The 16,735-nt window shown below is 43.0% G+C and carries 16 protein-coding genes; 13 read left to right on the forward strand and 3 right to left on the reverse strand.

What is annotated here, in order from left to right:
* Positions 1–100 precede the first annotated feature (100 nt).
* A complete protein-coding gene (locus H4683_RS10245) occupies positions 101–307 on the reverse strand; it encodes a hypothetical protein (protein ID WP_192598741.1) in 207 nt (68 codons plus the stop codon).
* Between the two features lie 259 nt (positions 308–566).
* Between H4683_RS10245 and H4683_RS10250 the strand changes: the two genes are divergently transcribed.
* A complete protein-coding gene (locus H4683_RS10250; protein ID WP_192598742.1) occupies positions 567–944 on the forward strand; it encodes a hypothetical protein in 378 nt (125 codons plus the stop codon).
* A 99-nt stretch (positions 945–1,043) separates the two neighbouring features.
* On the opposite strand, the gene H4683_RS10255 is transcribed toward H4683_RS10250, so the two are convergent.
* The gene (locus H4683_RS10255; protein ID WP_192598743.1) at positions 1,044–1,925 is read right to left on the reverse strand and encodes a LysR family transcriptional regulator; all 882 of its coding nucleotides are present in this window, start codon (positions 1,923–1,925) and stop codon (positions 1,044–1,046) included.
* A gap of 106 nt (positions 1,926–2,031) precedes the next feature.
* Here H4683_RS10255 and H4683_RS10260 point away from each other — a divergent pair, with 106 nt between their 5' ends.
* From H4683_RS10260 to H4683_RS22390, 5 genes are all read left to right on the forward strand, one after another.
* Positions 2,032–3,120, forward strand: a complete 1,089-nt coding sequence (locus tag H4683_RS10260; RefSeq protein WP_192598744.1) for a citrate synthase/methylcitrate synthase — start codon at positions 2,032–2,034, stop codon at positions 3,118–3,120.
* 534 nt (positions 3,121–3,654) lie between these two features.
* Positions 3,655–5,631 carry a S9 family peptidase gene (locus H4683_RS10265; RefSeq protein WP_192598745.1) on the forward strand — a complete coding sequence of 659 codons (1,977 nt, stop codon included), beginning with the start codon at positions 3,655–3,657 and terminating at the stop codon, positions 5,629–5,631.
* Between the two features lie 19 nt (positions 5,632–5,650).
* Positions 5,651–6,196 (forward strand): GNAT family N-acetyltransferase, encoded by a 546-nt coding sequence (locus H4683_RS10270; RefSeq protein ID WP_192598746.1) that lies wholly within the window; start codon positions 5,651–5,653, stop codon positions 6,194–6,196.
* A gap of 163 nt (positions 6,197–6,359) precedes the next feature.
* Complete coding sequence (aspA, locus tag H4683_RS10275; RefSeq protein WP_192598747.1) at positions 6,360–7,802, forward strand: aspartate ammonia-lyase; 1,443 nt, start codon at positions 6,360–6,362, stop codon at positions 7,800–7,802.
* A 179-nt stretch (positions 7,803–7,981) separates the two neighbouring features.
* Positions 7,982–8,242: a late competence development ComFB family protein gene (locus H4683_RS22390; RefSeq protein ID WP_225942029.1), complete on the forward strand. Its 261-nt coding sequence runs from the start codon at positions 7,982–7,984 to the stop codon at positions 8,240–8,242.
* A gap of 529 nt (positions 8,243–8,771) precedes the next feature.
* Here H4683_RS22390 and H4683_RS10285 read toward each other — a convergent pair.
* Complete coding sequence (locus tag H4683_RS10285; protein WP_192598749.1) at positions 8,772–9,548, reverse strand: enoyl-CoA hydratase-related protein; 777 nt, start codon at positions 9,546–9,548, stop codon at positions 8,772–8,774.
* A gap of 138 nt (positions 9,549–9,686) precedes the next feature.
* On the opposite strand from H4683_RS10285, the gene H4683_RS10290 reads away from it, so the two are divergent.
* The 7 genes from H4683_RS10290 to flgK all read left to right on the forward strand — a co-directional run bounded on the left by H4683_RS10290 (position 9,687) and on the right by flgK (position 16,721).
* The gene (locus H4683_RS10290; RefSeq protein ID WP_192598750.1) at positions 9,687–10,922 is read left to right on the forward strand and encodes an HDOD domain-containing protein; all 1,236 of its coding nucleotides are present in this window, start codon (positions 9,687–9,689) and stop codon (positions 10,920–10,922) included.
* Positions 10,923–11,845: 923 nt separating this feature from the next.
* A complete protein-coding gene (locus H4683_RS10295) occupies positions 11,846–13,225 on the forward strand; it encodes an ATP-dependent helicase ComFA (protein WP_192598751.1) in 1,380 nt (459 codons plus the stop codon).
* Positions 13,222–13,830 carry a ComF family protein gene (locus H4683_RS10300; protein ID WP_192598752.1) on the forward strand — a complete coding sequence of 203 codons (609 nt, stop codon included), beginning with the start codon at positions 13,222–13,224 and terminating at the stop codon, positions 13,828–13,830. Before H4683_RS10295 ends, H4683_RS10300 begins: the two co-directional genes overlap by 4 nt.
* A 21-nt stretch (positions 13,831–13,851) precedes the next feature.
* Positions 13,852–14,268, forward strand: a complete 417-nt coding sequence (locus H4683_RS10305; protein ID WP_192598753.1) for a TIGR03826 family flagellar region protein — start codon at positions 13,852–13,854, stop codon at positions 14,266–14,268.
* Positions 14,269–14,396: 128 nt separating this feature from the next.
* Positions 14,397–14,660 carry a flagellar biosynthesis anti-sigma factor FlgM gene (gene flgM, locus H4683_RS10310; RefSeq protein ID WP_192598754.1) on the forward strand — a complete coding sequence of 88 codons (264 nt, stop codon included), beginning with the start codon at positions 14,397–14,399 and terminating at the stop codon, positions 14,658–14,660.
* Between the two features lie 34 nt (positions 14,661–14,694).
* Entirely contained in the window at positions 14,695–15,192 is a 498-nt protein-coding gene (locus tag H4683_RS10315) for a flagellar protein FlgN (RefSeq protein ID WP_192598755.1), read from the forward strand.
* A gap of 11 nt (positions 15,193–15,203) precedes the next feature.
* The gene (gene flgK / locus H4683_RS10320; protein WP_192598756.1) at positions 15,204–16,721 is read left to right on the forward strand and encodes a flagellar hook-associated protein FlgK; all 1,518 of its coding nucleotides are present in this window, start codon (positions 15,204–15,206) and stop codon (positions 16,719–16,721) included.
* Positions 16,722–16,735 lie beyond the last annotated feature (14 nt).

Below are 16,735 nucleotides of genomic sequence, written 5' to 3' on the forward strand. Positions count from 1 at the left end.
CAAAATTTCCTATGGAGAATTAAATAATCTAGGGAAAAGGCTCTGACCATGCGACAGCACCCCAGAATGGAGGAGTGCTGTCGCATGGTCAAAGCTTTTCTTAATTCTCTCGATTCCTCCGGCGATTTGATCGATTGCGGGAATTACGTTGGTTTCCTTCAATAAGTCGTCCATTACGGGAAATGCTATGATTTTTGCTAGCCCTTCGTTGGTTCCTACGAGGATCCAGAGCCATGAAGTTTTCTAACTCCAAGTCATCTGCTCTTTCCATAGCTTTTTGTATTTCATCTTCAAAAAATAGTGACATGTCCAACCTCCTTTTCTGATTACTGAGAGAAAGGCGATTGATGCTATCAGCAACTTAAATTTCTTGTATTTTCCTTCCTCTCTTCTTAAGGTACGTCGTTATGGGAAGGGCGATAGGGACAAGTGCATACGGTTAGTAAATAATTTCACTATTGGATTTTCATGATAATCAGTAGCAATTATGGAATGAAAAAAGAACCAAGAAATGAGAAGTGGGTTCTAGGAAACGAATATATATACTACTAAAGGAGGCATATACTATGCTAAACGTGAAGGAGTTCTCAAAGGAGAGCGAGCCCATGTCAAAATCTAAAAAAATAGCTGTATCTAAAAAAAGACAACTCACCATACTGAAAGAGTTTTATGATTTCCTTGAAATAAACGATGAAGTAATTTGTGAAGTAATGGATGGTTTTCTTGTTATTAAACCTGTGGAAGAAGCCGTGGATTTTAGTGAATATATTCTACGGGATTTAATCCAGGAAGGTTTTGAATCTGGGGAAGAGATGCTAAAGGAGTTTACTTACCGTAAATCACAGATTCAACCCGCAATCCAGCAATTAATAGCTGAAAGTCGTGATGGGAAAGAATACTCTAGTACCGATGAATTTTTTAGGGATATGGAAGAGGATGAATAAGCAGGTGCCGATAGATTACAAGATTTTTCGGGCAGTTGACGAAATGAATACATAGATGAACGAAACCCCTTTCCATAGCGGAGAGGGGGTAATTGTTGATTAGCCAAAATAATAACTAGAAATCTGATTGATGAATTCTTCTTCAAGCTCCCCTTTTTTCTTCACGAGAACATACGTTGAAACGCTCGGCAAATCGAATAGGTCGAAATGTTGTTGCATAAGCCTCCCCTCAATCAATTCGCGTCGCACGATGGAATGGGGAAGAAACGAGACGCCAAGCCCTTCCTGGATGAACTTTTTGACGATATGCGCTTGTGTCACTTTCATCGTACGGATGCCGGGGACATGCTTATTAAGAGTGAACAGCAGATCGTCCCAAAAGACTGGATGGTGATGTGTGAACAAATAATTCCTTTGAAGTATGTCCATCAAGTCAATGGGCGGACCGCTTTCCTCGTCATATGGGTCAGTCGGCATGACGAATAAAATCGGGTCCTCATAGATTCGGATTGACTCAATGCTTTTGAATTTGGCGTCGAGCGCTGAAATACCAAGATGGACAGCACCATCGTCGACAAGTTGCTCAATCAGTTCTGATTCTTCAACGCGAATCGAGAGTTCGACATCCGGATGGCGCTCCATGAACGTTCGTAATAAGTACGGTAAAATCGTTTCGGCCATGAGCGGTGAAATAGCAATTATCCAATTCCGACGAAAGCCTTTTGTATAGGCATGCATCCGGTTCAAAGTTGCGTCAACATCATCAGTAAGGCGTAGCGCTTCCGGATAAAATCGTTTGCCCGCGTCGGTCAAGGTGACGCGGTTATTCATTCTGTCAAAAAGTTTTGTACCAAGTTGCTCCTCCAGAAGTCGAATATGCACCGTAACACTCGGCTGTGATAGCATCAATTTCTCGGCTGCCTTACGGAAATTCAGTGTTTCCGCAGCAAGGGTAAATGTTTTTAGCCACTGATAATCCATTAGGTACCTCCTTCTTAATTAAAAAAATTAATCAATTTAATGAAAAATATTTAATTTATCTAATCATAGCTTCTCCTTATACTAAAGAAAAGAAGGAGGAGTCGCTATGTTTCAGAAAGGGTTAAAGGATGTTGTTGCGGTGCATACGAAAATTGCATCGGTGGATGGAGATAAAGGTGAACTTCGGTATCGGGGTGTTTTAGTAGGTGACCTCATTCCGTCCCATTCGTTTGAAGAAGTGGCGTATTTCATTTGGCAAGGCGAACTTCCGGGGGAAAATGAACTTCGCAACTTGCAGGGGAAAATGATTGAAGGAAGGGAACTCCCTGACCATATTGGAGCGATTATTGATGCGCTTCCTGCTGATATGTCGCTAATGGATGCGATGCGGACGGTGATTTCTGCTTATGCACACGTAGATTTTAAGGACAGAACAATAGAGGAACAAGCTATTATTTTGACGGCTGCACTACCTGTGGTCATTTCGCGACATTACCGGAATATGAAAGGGTTGTCAATTGTCAAGGCTAATCCGAATTTATCCCACACGGCAAATTTCTTGTGGATGTTGACGGGTGTTCTTGCGAATGAAGTGCATGTCGAGGCGCTGGAAACGTATTTAAAGTTGACGATGGAACATGGATTGAATGCATCTACATTTGCGGCACGCGTGACAATTTCAACCGAGTCGGATCTGACTGCCGCGATTACATCGGCGCTTGGAACAATGAAAGGCCCGTTGCACGGAGGTGCGCCGTCGGGTGTCATTGATTTATTGGAAGCAATTGGGTTGACTGAAAATATTCGCCCAGTTGTCGAAGAGAAAGTGAAAAGTGGCGAGCGAATTATGGGATTTGGCCATCGAATCTATAAAACGGAGGATCCGCGGTCGATTCTTTTGAGGGATAAATGTGTCAGCATGTCGGGAAAAGACAGTTGGTTGGATCTTGCGACAGAAGCAGAAAAGGAAATTATTGCTTTGCTGGAAACGTACAAGCCAGGGCGTAAATTGTACACGAATGTCGAATATTATGCGGCGGCCATCATGCGTTCCATTGAAATGCCGCCAGAGCTTTTTACACCGACATTCAGTGCAGCAAGAATTGTCGGATGGACAGCGCACGCGATGGAGCAGTTGAATGACAATACGATTTTCCGTCCGCAATCGGTGTATGTGGGAGAATTGGTTGAGTAGGGAGCGGTAGTTTGGCGGGGTGAGCCCTGACAGTTTCGCGGATAGCCATGACAGTTCGACTGGGCCATGACAGTTTTGCCGATTGCCCTTAGAGTTTCGCGGATAGCCATGACAGTTCGACTGGGCCATGACAGTTTTGCCGATTGCCCTTAGAGTTTCGCGGATAGCCATGACAGTTCGACTGAGCCCTGACAGTTTTGCCGATTGCCCTTAGAGTTCCGCGGATAGCCATGACAGTTCGACTGAGCCCTGACAGTTTCGTCGATTGCCCTTAGAGTTTCGCGGATAGCCATGACAGTTCGACTGGGCCCTGACAGTTTTGCTGATTGCCCTTAGAGTTTCGCGGATGCCATGACAGTTCGACTGGGCCATGACAGTTTTGCCGATTGCCCTGACAGTTTGGCGGATAGCCATGACAGTTCGACAAATAAGTCTCCTTCGCGGGGAGGCCCTCATTTTTATTTCCGCAAATAAAGGAAAACTGTTCCGAGTGTCGAAATAAGTAGATAGAGAGAGTATAAGGGGGAATGTACAATGGAAAAACGTAAATTAGCAGTGGGAGATCTATTTAACTTGCAGTCTGTGACGGATCCGCAGTTGTCGCCGGATGGCAAGGAAGCGGTGTTTGTGAAAACGCATATTGATGAAGAGGAAAATAAGTACATAGCGAATTTATTTCACGTGGATGTAGCGTCGAATGAAGTGACGCAGTGGACACATGGGGAAGGTCGAGTTTCATCGGCGAAATGGTCTGCAGATGGCAAGCAGATTGCGTTTTTATCGAACCGTGAAGAGGCTAATCAGGTGTTCATTCTATCCGCGAGGGGCGGCGAAGCGAAGAAATTGACGTCGTTTGAAAAAGGCGTGTCGAGTTTCCTTTGGTCGCCATGCGGCAATGAAATCTGGGTGAACGCCGTTGTTAAAGAGAGTAAGACGTTCACGGATAAAGAAGAAAAGGATGACAAGAAAAAGTCGGAACCGTACCGTGTGACGAAAATGAAGTACCAATTGGATGGAGTAGGGCTGTTACCACAAGATACATTCCGCCAAATTGGTGTTGTCGATATTGCAACAGGCGATGTAACGCAGTTTACGGGGGGTAATCATCAGCACACATTACATGCTGTTTCCCATGATGGAAAGAAATTGGTCATCGGTGTCAATCGGGAAGAGAACCAAGATTATGAGTTCCGACAGCCGCTTTATATTGTCGATGTAGAAACAAAAGTGGAAACCGTGCTTATCGATGAAGATGGTTATTACGGTGGCGCAAAGTTTTCATTTGACGATAGATTTATTGCGTTCGTAGGTTCGGACCGCAAACTTCAAAATGCTACTCATTCCGATTTGTATATCTTTGACACGGAAGACAGTACACGCATGAATTTGACGGAAAGCCTTGACGCGCCACTTGGGGACAATGTTGTGGCGGATCATCAGCAAGGGGCAGGTGCACCGAGCGTGGTCTGGACGAGAGATAATTATTTATATTTCCAAGTTTCGACAATGGGTGATGTCCGTTTGTATTTCGCGACGCTTGAAGGGGAATTGTACCCAGCAACGCCTGATAATGAACATGTCTATGGGTATGCTATTTCGGCAGATGGTGAGTTCGCGCTTGTCACGGTCAGCGATGCTGGTAATCCGGGAGAGCTGTATAAGCATGTAATTGCTACGGGCGAACGTGAAACCCTTACTTCATTCAACAAAACATATTTGGAAGAAGTGGAACTCGTTGAACCTGAAGCAATCGTATATAAAGGAGCGAAAGAATGGGATGTACACGGTTGGCTCATGAAGCCAGCTGGATACGAAGAAGGTCAAAAATATCCACTCATCGTTGAAATTCATGGCGGGCCGCATGCCATGTTTGCGAATACGTTTTTCCACGAGATGCAGTTATTGGCGGCGCAAGGATATGGCGTGCTTTATGTCAATCCACGCGGTAGCCATGGCTATAGCCAGGAATTCGTTGACGCAGTGCGCGGTGATTACGGTGGTGGTGATTACGAGGATATTATGACGGGGTTGGATGCGGTTATTGCGGAAAATGACTGGATTGACACGGGCCGACTTGGTGTGACAGGCGGCAGTTATGGCGGCTTCATGACGAACTGGATTGTCGGTCATAGCAATCGTTTCAAGGCGGCAGTGACGCAACGTTCGATTTCAAACTGGATTAGCTTTTTCGGCGTATCTGACATCGGCTATTATTTCAGCGATTGGCAAATCGGTGCCGATATGACAGATGTGGACAAACTATGGGAACATTCACCATTGAAGTACGCGAAAAACGTTGAGACACCACTGTTAATCTTACATTCAGAAAAAGATTTTCGCTGCCCAATTGAACAGGCAGAACAACTATATATTACATTGAAAAGTATGGGGAAAGAAACAGAATTTGTTCGCTTCCCAGACGCAGATCACAACTTATCGCGCACCGGCACGCCGAACTTGCGCGTAGCGAGGTTGGATGAGATTACGGGCTGGTTCGCGAAATACTTGTAATTGAGCCGGAGGAACATAATTGACTTATACAAATAAAGGCATCACAATTCGTCCAATTAAAGAACAGGATTTACAACGCATATGGGAATTGAGCTTCAAAGACGAAAATCCCGAATGGAAAAAGTGGGATGCGCCGTATTATGAACATCAGACAATGACATATGAAAAATTCTTGGTGGGGAAAGACAAAATCATCGCGCAGGATCATTATTGGTGCATCGAAGTCAATGGTGAACTAATCGGCACAATTAGTTATTACTGGGAGCACAAACCGTCCCTTTGGCTTGAAATGGGCATCGTTATATACGAACCGCGCTATTGGAGCGGTGGCTACGGAACGAAAGCACTCGCCATGTGGATGGATCATTTATTCAATGAAATGCCACTGGTCCGTGTCGGCTATACAACATGGTCGGGAAATGAGCGGATGATCAAAGTCGGCGAAAAACTAGGTATGACACAGGAAGCACGACTACGAAAAGTTCGTTATTGGAAAGGTACGTATTACGATTCCATTCGGATGGGCATCCTTCGCGAGGAATGGGAAGCGTACAAGGCTTTATGAATGCGATAGGGATCTAAAAGCCGATTCCAGACTAAGGGAAAGGGGGAGTATACCCTTTCCTCTTTAGTATGTCGGAAGTTTGTGGATATTTCTCTGGATTCAGATTGTATAGTTATACAAAAAGAACTATTATTAAATCATGATACATATAGGAGTGAATTAGATGGAACAATTTGCAAGTGTTCGGGTGGAAAAAGATTATATTGGTGAGAAAAATGTGCCAGCGGATGCCTATTACGGGATTCAGACGTTGCGAGCTGTTGAAAACTTCCCGATAACCGGCTATCCGGTGAATGAACATCTTATCAAAGCGATTGCCATCGTTAAGAAATCAGCGGCACAGGCAAATCTCATAACGGGTCAACTTGATGAAAAAGTAGCGCAAGCAATCATCCAAGCGTCCGACGAAATCATTGCGGGTCAATTGCATGACCAATTCCTTGTTGACCCAATCCAAGGCGGTGCGGGAACATCCATGAATATGAATGCCAATGAAGTCATCGCGAACCGCGCATTGGAAATCCTTGGACAACCGAAAGGCAGTTACACAGTAATTAGCCCGAATACGCATGTCAATATGGCACAATCCACGAACGACGCATTTCCGACAGCAATCCATATTGCCGTTCTCGCAAAAGTTGCAGATCTTCTTATTGCAAGTGAAGCATTGCATGCGACATTTAAGAAAAAAGCAGTGGAATTCCATCCACTATTAAAAATGGGGCGCACACATTTACAAGATGCGGTTCCAATTCGTCTAGGTCAAGAGTTTGAGGCGTATGCCCGTGTGCTCGGTCGGGATATTGGGCGGATTAGTCTGTCACGCCAATATTTATATGAAGTGAATATGGGCGCAACTGCGGTTGGAACGGGCTTAAATGCAGACCCGATGTACATTGTAAAGGTCGTCCAGTTTTTATCCGAAAACAGTGGGTTTGACTTAATGTCGGCAGAAGATCTCGTTGACGCAACGCAAAACACGGATGCCTATGTACAAGTTTCCGCAGCTTTAAGAGGCTGCATGATTAACATGTCAAAAATTTCAAATGACCTGCGTCTTATGGCATCAGGTCCAAGAACAGGACTTGCGGAAATTTCACTGCCTGCTCGTCAACCGGGCTCGTCCATCATGCCAGGAAAAGTCAACCCCGTCATGGCGGAAGTGATGAACCAAGTCGCATTCCAAGTGATCGGAAATGACACGACAATTTGTCTGGCATCTGAAGCAGGTCAATTTGAATTGAATGTCATGGAACCTGTTCTTGTGTTCAATCTATTGCAATCCTTGGAAATCATGACGAACGTCTTCACCGTATTCCGCAATTTTTGCTTGGATGGCATTCAGGCACACGCAGAACATATGGAGAATTATGTAGATAACAGTATTGGAATCATCACGGCCATTAATCCACATGTCGGCTATGAAGCGGCGGCTGCGATTGCGAAAGAGGCACTGGAAACGGGCAAACCAATCCGAGAGCTCTGTATCGCAAGCGGGATTCTCACGGAAGAGGAACTAGATGTCATTTTGCATCCCTTTGAAATGACGAATCCAGGGATTTCGGGCAAAGAGTTATTGAAGAAAAAAGAATTAGTGCGGGTATGATCAAGTTGAAATTCCATCAGCGGTAGGGTTTATCCCCTACTGCACTTATTTGTTTTACTGAATCTTTTGCAAGTTCAATACATAAAGTGTTACAATTAATGGCAAATGGTGGATGAAAGGGTGAAAATGAGCCTGTAGATTAACAATTGGAGCGTGAACGAGTGGTACTATACAATGTCATGGAAGAAGTCATACACGATGTGCTTATAAAATATAAAGACCAATTGCATTTAACTTGTAAATGTGAACGATGTTTAGACGATATCATGGCAATCTCTCTCAATTCCCTTCGGCCACGTTATATTGTAAATAGGAATAATGGACCCTATGTCAGGGCAGAATATGAAGCAGATTGTCAAGGAGCTACAAATATTTTGCTTACCATTACCAAAGCGGCAACACAGGTTTCAAAAGATCCACGCTGTCATTCAATAAATTAACAATGAAAAACGAACTCTCAGCCACCATGAGGAGTTCGTCTTTTATTTATCATAATAAAAAGTGAGTACTCACGGATTCAGAGTGGAATACTCGGCGCTTATAGTTAATTGGTTAATAAAGTCTTCAATTACACATATTATTACTTATTAGGCATATGTCAAACAACAAATTTGGGTGTTCCTATTGTATCCGAACCGGCTATCGTTTTACATTAATAATTATAGTGACACTATATATGGTGTGGATGTGATTGATGGTTGAGCAGAAAAGAAAGGCTTTTCGATGAAATTAAAATAAATCCGAAAGATCGAAGCTTTAGAGGAATTAAATAATTATTCGAAAAGTATGGTTTTGTTGTGACTAAAAGTAGTGGAAGAGGTTCTCATTGCCATGTATACCACAATGTTTACACGGATATAAGGTGGACTCTATCAAAGAAGCAACCAATTAAGAAATCAAGCGACTAATTTCGCACTCAGTTTTAGCGGGCTCGCATAAAAAAGAAGGGGGCATCAAGCCCTCTTCTTTTCATTTTCCCTTGAACTCAGGTTTCCGCTTCTCAATAAAAGCATTCAACGCCTCAATCCGATCCTCGGTAGGAATCGTAATTTCATAGGCTTTCCGCTCAATCGCGAGTCCTGTTTGCAAATCGACATTCATTCCCTGTTTAATCGCAAATTTCGCTTGCTGCAATGCAATCGGACCATTTGCTAAAATGGAATCTGTAAAATCGGCTGTCACTTGGACTAATTCTTCTGGCGCAGCCGTTTTCGTCACAACCCCGTAGTTCAGCGCTTCTGAAGCTGTTAGTTTCCGCGCAGTCAAAATGAGTTCAAGTGCTTTCGCTTCACCGATTAGCCGTGGTAAACGTTGTGTTCCGCCGGCCCCTGGAATAATCGCAAGCCCCGTTTCCGTCAAACCCATCAGAGCAGTATCGGCTGCAATTCGAAAATCACAAGCAAGGGCAAGTTCCATTCCACCACCAAATGCAAAGCCATTCATCATTGCAATTGTCGGTTGTGGTAAGTTTTCAATTGCCGAAAATACTTCACCAATTTTATAAATATTTCGCTTCACTTGTAAATCTGTTAGCGTTTTCCGTTCCTTTAAATCCGCCCCCACGCTAAATGCACGATTGCCAGAACCTGTGAAAATGACGACACGGATATCGGGATTGATGCGAAGCGACTCAGTAATTTGACCAAGTTCCACCAACATATCATAATTGAAAGCATTCATCGCTCCTGGACGGTCAAGCGTCACGAATGCGAGATTCCCCTTTTGTTTATAATGAATTGAACTCACACTAAAATCCCCCTTAAAAACGATATCTCATAAGTGAAATATACCATTATTCTAATGTAGATGCGAGCTTGAAAGACTATAGCTTTAGGAAAATCAATTGGCTACATTGTATAAACTTGGTATACTAATTGAAATGAGGTGAATGGTATTAATATATTTGTCGGTAGGCAACCCATACTAGATATAAATGAAAAAATTTATGGGTATGAATTACTATACCGAAACAGTGAAAAAAATTCTTTTCCATGCATTAATCCTGATCAAGCAACAATCGGATTGCTCATTAATACGTTTCTTTCAATCGGAATCGATAGACTTGTTGGTAAAAATATGTCATTTATCAATTTCACAGGCGAGCTGCTTGAACAGGAGATTATTTACAATTTAGACCCGAACCGCATCGTCATTGAGATTCTTGAAAATGTTGAAATTACCACATCGTTTATTGCAAGATTACGTAAGCTAAAAAGGCATGGATTTAAGCTAGCTCTTGATGATTTTATCTTACAAGATCAATACAAAGTGCATTCCAGTTTGTTCAAACTTATTGATTTTATAAAAGTTGATTTTCTGAATACAACTTTTTCTGAACGTAAACAAATTAAGGAATTTACTGATGATTACCCATGCATCACATTACTTGCTGAAAAAATCGAAACAGAAGAACAATTCAGGCAAGCAAAAAAAAATGGCTACAAGCTATTTCAAGGCTATTTCTTCGCCAAACCAGAAATCATCAAAGGGACTGAAATTCCCCCGAATGTCAATGTCTATTTTCATATTATTGAACAACTTAATGTGAAAACGCCGAATATTACTGAAATTGCTGGACTTATCATGCGAGATATGTCGCTGTCATACAAATTACTTCGGTACATCAATATCCACGGTGTAGGGATTCCGAAAAAAATCAGTTCCATTAAACAAGCCCTCATTATTATCGGACTACGCGAAACGAGACAGTGGTTGAATGTACTTGCATTGCAAGAGCTGGGAAGTGGTAAAACTAACGACCGTATTAAAGTACTTATCGAATATTCTTTAATACGTGCGAAAATGTGTGAACTGTTAGCACAAAGATCCGGAAAAGAAAATGCTGCCGAGTATTTTCTTGCCGGAATGTTTTCCCTCATGGATAATATATTGAATTGGAGTTGGGAAGATATTTTGCCACTCATCTCATTGTCGAATAAAGTTGCAAGTACCTTAACTGGAGAGAAGACAGAAATTACGCCGTATCTACAACTAACGAAAGCTGTCGAACGTTTCGATTGGGAATGTGTTGAACATCTTGCCAAGGAAGTGGGCATTGACTACGCTGAACTAAGCGGGTATTCGCAAGAAGCAAATCGCTGGGCGCAAAGTTTGGAATAGAGTGGATCGTCCACCTGGTTTGACCAAGGGTGGACGTTTTTTTAATTGCAAACTCATGCCACTTTAATAAGTGGCATGAGTTTGCAAAGTGTGTAGACAATTCAGTGGGAAGCGACCAATTCCGCTCCAGAAGTGACCAATTCACAACTCAAGCGACCAATTCCGCTCCCAAAGCGACCAATTCACAACTCAAGCGACCAATTCCGCTCCCAAAGCGACCAATCCACAACTCAAGCGACCAATTCCGCTCCCAAAGCGACCAATCCACAACTCAAGCGACCAATTCCGCTCCCAAAGCGACCAATTCACAACTCAAGATAGATTAAAAAGATAAGCGCGTATATAAGTTGAATTTACGTTTTATACTTTTGCTGAATCTACACAAGCTTGTTTGACGCGTTTGTTTCAACTATTCAAGTATAAATGGGCCGATGATTTTTCGTTCGACTCCTACTATAAATGTTGATGTATCAACGGTTCAGGCCGCTGTAAGAGCGACGGAAAAATTTTTCGGTACGCTGAATACCAGTGTTTTTTTGATGTGTGAAGATCTAACAGTTTATAGGTACGCTACTCGGTCACCGCTTATATAGATTATTTCGAACTCCCACAACCTATGATAAGTACAGAACAAAAAGTGCCAGCGGTTTTTCGAGGTCACTGAAAGAGGTACAAAACTAATTTCGGAAAACGATATACAATGCAAATAAAATAGTGAGACACTACGTGTAGTAGGTATTCATCTTTTTTTCATTCAAATATGGACTTTTTCAGTGGCCTAGATTTTCCTTAGTAGATTTCCCCCTAATTTTGCGTAGACTCCTCTTACAGTTTTTAATTACTTTTTCATTCCCATTCTCCTACTAATTAGGTAGAATAGGTGATAGCAACTGAAAAATTTAAGGAAGACGGAGGTGTCACAAATGACAAAACCATTCGATTCTACGGTTAGGGATTTTCTCGCCGGACGTATTTGGCTCCGTCTGCACACCCCTTTTCCAACCGAAACAATCGACAAACACATCGAATCACAACATATCCAAACTATCCAAGGCATCAAATCCCAAAAAAAGTTCGCCAATCAAGTCCGACATTTCTGTAACCGCTGTGAAAACGATACACAATCACGCTTCACCACATTTGACTGTGCAAAATGCAACGGGCCTTGTACCTATTGTAGGCACTGCATCAAAATGGGGCGCATTTCAACATGCACCGAACTCATCGTTTGGAACAGTGAGCCACCTGTATACCCCTTAGAGCATGCATTAACATGGGGAGGGATACTCACATCCCAACAACAAAAAGCATCCAACGAACTGATAGAGAGCAACAATAAACGCCTTCCGCATCTCATTTCCGCAGTCTGTGGAGCTGGTAAAACAGAAATCCTATTTGAACCGATTCACAAACTGCTCACACAGGGAAAGCGAGTCTGCCTCGCAGCGCCGCGAGTCGACGTCATCCTGGAACTCGAACCGCGTCTTCGTACAGCATTTCCAAACACCGCAATTGAAGCACTGTATGGCGGCTCGGAATCTACAATAGAGTCTGCCCAGCTCATCCTAGCAACAACACATCAACTTTACCGATTCCGTCACGCTTTCGATGCTATTTTCGTCGATGAGGCTGACGCCTTTCCTTATACGGCTGAAGAAACACTAAGGCGCGCAGTCCGAAAAGCGGCGAAGCCACAAACTCCTATCCATTACGTCACTGCTACGCCATCGGAAAAACTACTTGCCGAAATGAATAAGACAGGCCGTGTTTCATCCATCAATCGACGTTATCACGGTCATCCCTTACCCGTTCCACGCTACGACACCCTGTGGAATTATGCGAAGCACATCCGAAAAGGAAGACTTCCTGCAAAGCTCGTCAAATGGATTGAAGAACGACTTCAACTACAACAACCATTCCTTATCTTTTTCCATACGATTATGCTCATGGAAGAGGCGGAGCCTTTATTCAAACAACTTGACGCGAAAATCTGTGCTGTCCACGCGGTACATCCCGACCGACAAGAACGTGTCCAAGCGCTACGCAATAAAGAAATACCAGGCTTGCTTACAACAACAATCCTAGAACGGGGCATCACGATACCAAACGTTCAAGTGGCTGTAGTTGGTTCGGAGCAACTGACTTTCAACAAATGCGCACTTGTTCAAATTGGTGGCCGCGTCGGTCGTTCCGCGCAATTTCCAACGGGCGATTTTGTCCTGTTCCACCACGGTATCACCTATGCGATGGACGAAGCGAAAAACGAAATTCATAGGTTGAATAAGGGAGGCGTCCATGTATGAACGAATGCCTCCTATGTGAACAAATAATCGCCTTCAGCCCGTCGTGGAAAGGGCTACTAGGACTCGATAGACAGATGAATATTTGTCCGAACTGTTCAAAAAAGTTTAAACATGCCGACATAAAAGATGAGGGAACCATCTTGGATAAAATCACAACGCTTTACACATACAATGAAGCGATGCGGGAATACTTGCACCAGTTTAAATTCCTACAGGACGTTCAACTAGCGGGTGTCTTTGCCAAAGAACTACATGAGCACCTGAAGGGAGCTGGGACGATTGTTCCCATTCCCATGCATCCTGAAAAGAAGATTCAAAGGACATTTGCGCACATGGACGAACTATTGAAAAGCGCAAATGTATCTTACAGCAATATCCTCGATAAGACAGACACCGTTGTAATGGGGGAGAAATCGAAAGAACAACGTCTGGCGATGAAACCTTTATTTGCATTGAAACCTGGTAAGACCCTTCAATCTGGCACGTACATACTTGTGGATGATATTTACACGACGGGTACGACTCTATGTCATGCGGCAATCGTTTTAAAGGAAGCAGGCGCTACGCGAGTTGAAGCGGTCACGCTTATCCGTGCAGAACGATGAATTAGATAGGAGATGATCGAAATGGCTGAACTACGCAATTGTCCGACTTGTGAGGATATATTTAACTTTACAGGTGCGCGCGAGGTATGTGCAAAATGCACCATGGACGAAGAGAAAATGTTTGAGGAAGTTTATCGTTTTCTTAGAAGAAGGGGAAATCGTTCGGCGACAATTGAACAGATTGTTGAACAGACAGGAATGAGCAAATCCTTACTACACAATTGGGTGAGAAGAGGCAGGCTACAACCGGCGTTATTCCCGAACCTAGGTTACCCGTGTAACAGCTGCGGTGGGCTTACGAACAAAGGGAAATTGTGTGACCGCTGTACGACCGACATTAAAAAAGATCTCAAAACATTTGAAGCTGCACAGGCATTCAGGGAAGCCCAGGAGAAGAGAAACAAACTGACCTATCACTTGGATCGTAATAAGGATTAATTGGAAATCACTCGTTCTTACCTGTCCAACCTTTTCATCCAGCTGCCCCTAAAGGTTCACGAACTTATGCCGAAATAAGAGATAAGGGGCACACATCAATCAATTTACAAAGGAAGGAGTGAAATGAAATGAAGATTCAAAATATTAATTTACCAGCTGTTAACCCTTACAAAGCAAACCAGCTAAAAGCGGAGCAGAATGAGCATAAGACCAAAATGAAGACTGATAAACTCGAGATTTCAACTGCAGCAAAACAGCTTTCGGAACTGTCAACATTTCCGGCCGAGAGGAACGAACGCGTTCAACAGATAAAAGCGCAAGTCCAATCAGGCATGTATGAAGTGGACGTTCAACAGCTCGCATCCAATTTGGCCAACCATTTTAAAGTGTAAAATACAATTTCAAGATGAAAGTAGGCAAAACATCATGTCCATCACACCAATCTTGGCGTCACTCGATAGCCTCGAAAAACTTCATGTAAGTCTACTACGGCTGGCGAACGATAAAACGGTGCTCATCAAGGTCGGGGATATGATGGGTCTCGATCAGATGCTAAAAGACGAGCAGGCGCATTTGGCCGCGATTGTTCAGATGGACACCAGAAGGCAGTTAGCCGTGAGTCAATACTTAACTGATCAAGGACAAACAGTTCCGGCGAAACCAACCGTTGCCGATTTGCTCGGTGCCGTACCGGAAGTGGACAAGAAGAGTCTTAAGGAGGCGAGGGACCGTCTCCTTCACGCGATTCATGACTTGAAATGGCAAAATGACTTGAACCAGAAACTAACCTACCAATCCCTTCAGTTCGTGAATCTATCACTGGATATGACTCGACCACGGTCAAGAACAATCAACTATACAAAACCGGAAATTAACGGAAAAAGAGTAACGGAAGACGAAAGAACTTTCGACTCACAAGCTTAAGGAGGAAAAATATGCGCTCCACATTTATGGGACTAGAAACAGGTAAACGCGGAATGTTCACACAACAAACCGGACTTTATACGGTAGGTCATAACCTTGGTAACGAAAACACGCTAGGTTTCTCACGTCAGCGTGTCAATATGAAAACAACGACACCGTTTCCAGGCATTGGTTTAAGCTCAGGGACGTCGCCAGGCTTTATCGGTACAGGTGTTACAGCGCATTCTATTGAACGAGTCCGTGATGTATTTGTCGATCGACAATATAGGCAGGAAACGAATAATTTTGGCTACTGGGAATCACGTTCAAAAGCGATGGAACAAATAGAAGACGTTATGACAGTGACATCGGGAGCTGGGCTAGATAAAACCTTAAGTCTTTTTTGGCAATCACTACAAGAATTAGCTAAAGAACCTGCTAATCTAGGAGTACGACGTGTTGTTGTTGAACGTGGGGTTGACACGGCGGCAGTGTTTAATAACATGCATAAGCAATTGACAGATATTCGAAGTGGTCTGAAGAATGAAATTGAAATGTCGACGTCAGCGATTAATTCAATCTTCAAGCAAATTGCAGACTTGAACGATCAAATTCAGAGAATTGAACCAAATGGTTATCTACCAAATGACTTATATGACTCTCGCGATTTGCTCCTCGATGAACTGTCTACGTACTTGCCAATCGAAGTTTCATATACAAAGTCTGGAGGAAATGCATTAAAAATTGCCGAAGGTCCCGTAACGGTTAGTATAAAAACGAATGGTGCAAGTATAGAAGTTGTTAAAGGCAAAGATTTCGCTACGATGGCATCCGACTTGACAGGAGCTGGAGTTAATGATTACTTCAATAATTATACTTTTGCTGGAACAGGTGTAACAGGTGGAACGATTAATCACGGCGAGTTAGTTCAAGGAAAAGGGAAAATGCTTTCGCTTGTTAATTCGTATGGATATGCTGTAGATAAAGGCGTTTATCCGGAAATGTTGAAAAACCTGAATGATATGGCAAAAGCATTTGCGGATGGATTCAATGCTATACACAGTGCAGGTTATGAATTTGAAAAAGATGGGACAGGTAACACACCACAAGCAGGAAATTTCTTCGCACCAACGACTGGGGCAGGGGATATTAAAGTTCTGGATGCTATCAAAAATGATCCTAAAAAAATAGGTGCATCTAATGCTGCTAATGAAGAAGGGAACGGTAAAAATGCCCTTCTTCTTGCGGGTATGCAATCCGCTACTTTAACGATTGATGGTACCAATACAACATTAACAAGTTTTTATGATTCATTAATCGGTAAACTTGGTGTCGATGCAGAACAAGCAAAGCGCTTTACAACTACCTCCGCTATTTCGGCAATAGCAGTGGAAAAAAGACGTGCATCCATCAGTTCAGTGTCAAAGGATGAGGAAATGATAAATATGATTAAATTCCAACAAGCCTATAATGCTTCGGCACGTATGATTACAACTATTGATGAAACGCTTGATCGTATAATAAACGGCATGGGCCGAGTAGGACAATAAGGGAGTGTATTATA

The sequence above is a fragment of the Sporosarcina limicola genome (assembly GCF_014873855.1).
Classification (GTDB): domain Bacteria; phylum Bacillota; class Bacilli; order Bacillales_A; family Planococcaceae; genus Sporosarcina; species Sporosarcina limicola.

Bases quoted from the DNA above. Each gene is read 5' to 3' on its own strand.
- H4683_RS10245 (WP_192598741.1), bottom strand. From the start codon at position 307: ATGTCACTATTTTTTGAAGATGAAATACAAAAAGCTATGGAAAGAGCA.
- H4683_RS10250 (WP_192598742.1), top strand. From the start codon at position 567: ATGCTAAACGTGAAGGAGTTCTCAAAGGAGAGCGAGCCCATGTCAAAA.
- H4683_RS10255 (WP_192598743.1), bottom strand. From the start codon at position 1,925: ATGGATTATCAGTGGCTAAAAACATTTACCCTTGCTGCGGAAACACTG.
- H4683_RS10260 (WP_192598744.1), top strand. From the start codon at position 2,032: ATGTTTCAGAAAGGGTTAAAGGATGTTGTTGCGGTGCATACGAAAATT.
- H4683_RS10265 (WP_192598745.1), top strand. From the start codon at position 3,655: ATGGAAAAACGTAAATTAGCAGTGGGAGATCTATTTAACTTGCAGTCT.
- aspA (WP_192598747.1), top strand. From the start codon at position 6,360: ATGGAACAATTTGCAAGTGTTCGGGTGGAAAAAGATTATATTGGTGAG.
- H4683_RS22390 (WP_225942029.1), top strand. From the start codon at position 7,982: ATGGAAGAAGTCATACACGATGTGCTTATAAAATATAAAGACCAATTG.
- H4683_RS10295 (WP_192598751.1), top strand. From the start codon at position 11,846: ATGACAAAACCATTCGATTCTACGGTTAGGGATTTTCTCGCCGGACGT.
- H4683_RS10300 (WP_192598752.1), top strand. From the start codon at position 13,222: ATGAACGAATGCCTCCTATGTGAACAAATAATCGCCTTCAGCCCGTCG.
- H4683_RS10305 (WP_192598753.1), top strand. From the start codon at position 13,852: ATGGCTGAACTACGCAATTGTCCGACTTGTGAGGATATATTTAACTTT.
- flgM (WP_192598754.1), top strand. From the start codon at position 14,397: ATGAAGATTCAAAATATTAATTTACCAGCTGTTAACCCTTACAAAGCA.
- H4683_RS10315 (WP_192598755.1), top strand. From the start codon at position 14,695: ATGTCCATCACACCAATCTTGGCGTCACTCGATAGCCTCGAAAAACTT.
- flgK (WP_192598756.1), top strand. From the start codon at position 15,204: ATGCGCTCCACATTTATGGGACTAGAAACAGGTAAACGCGGAATGTTC.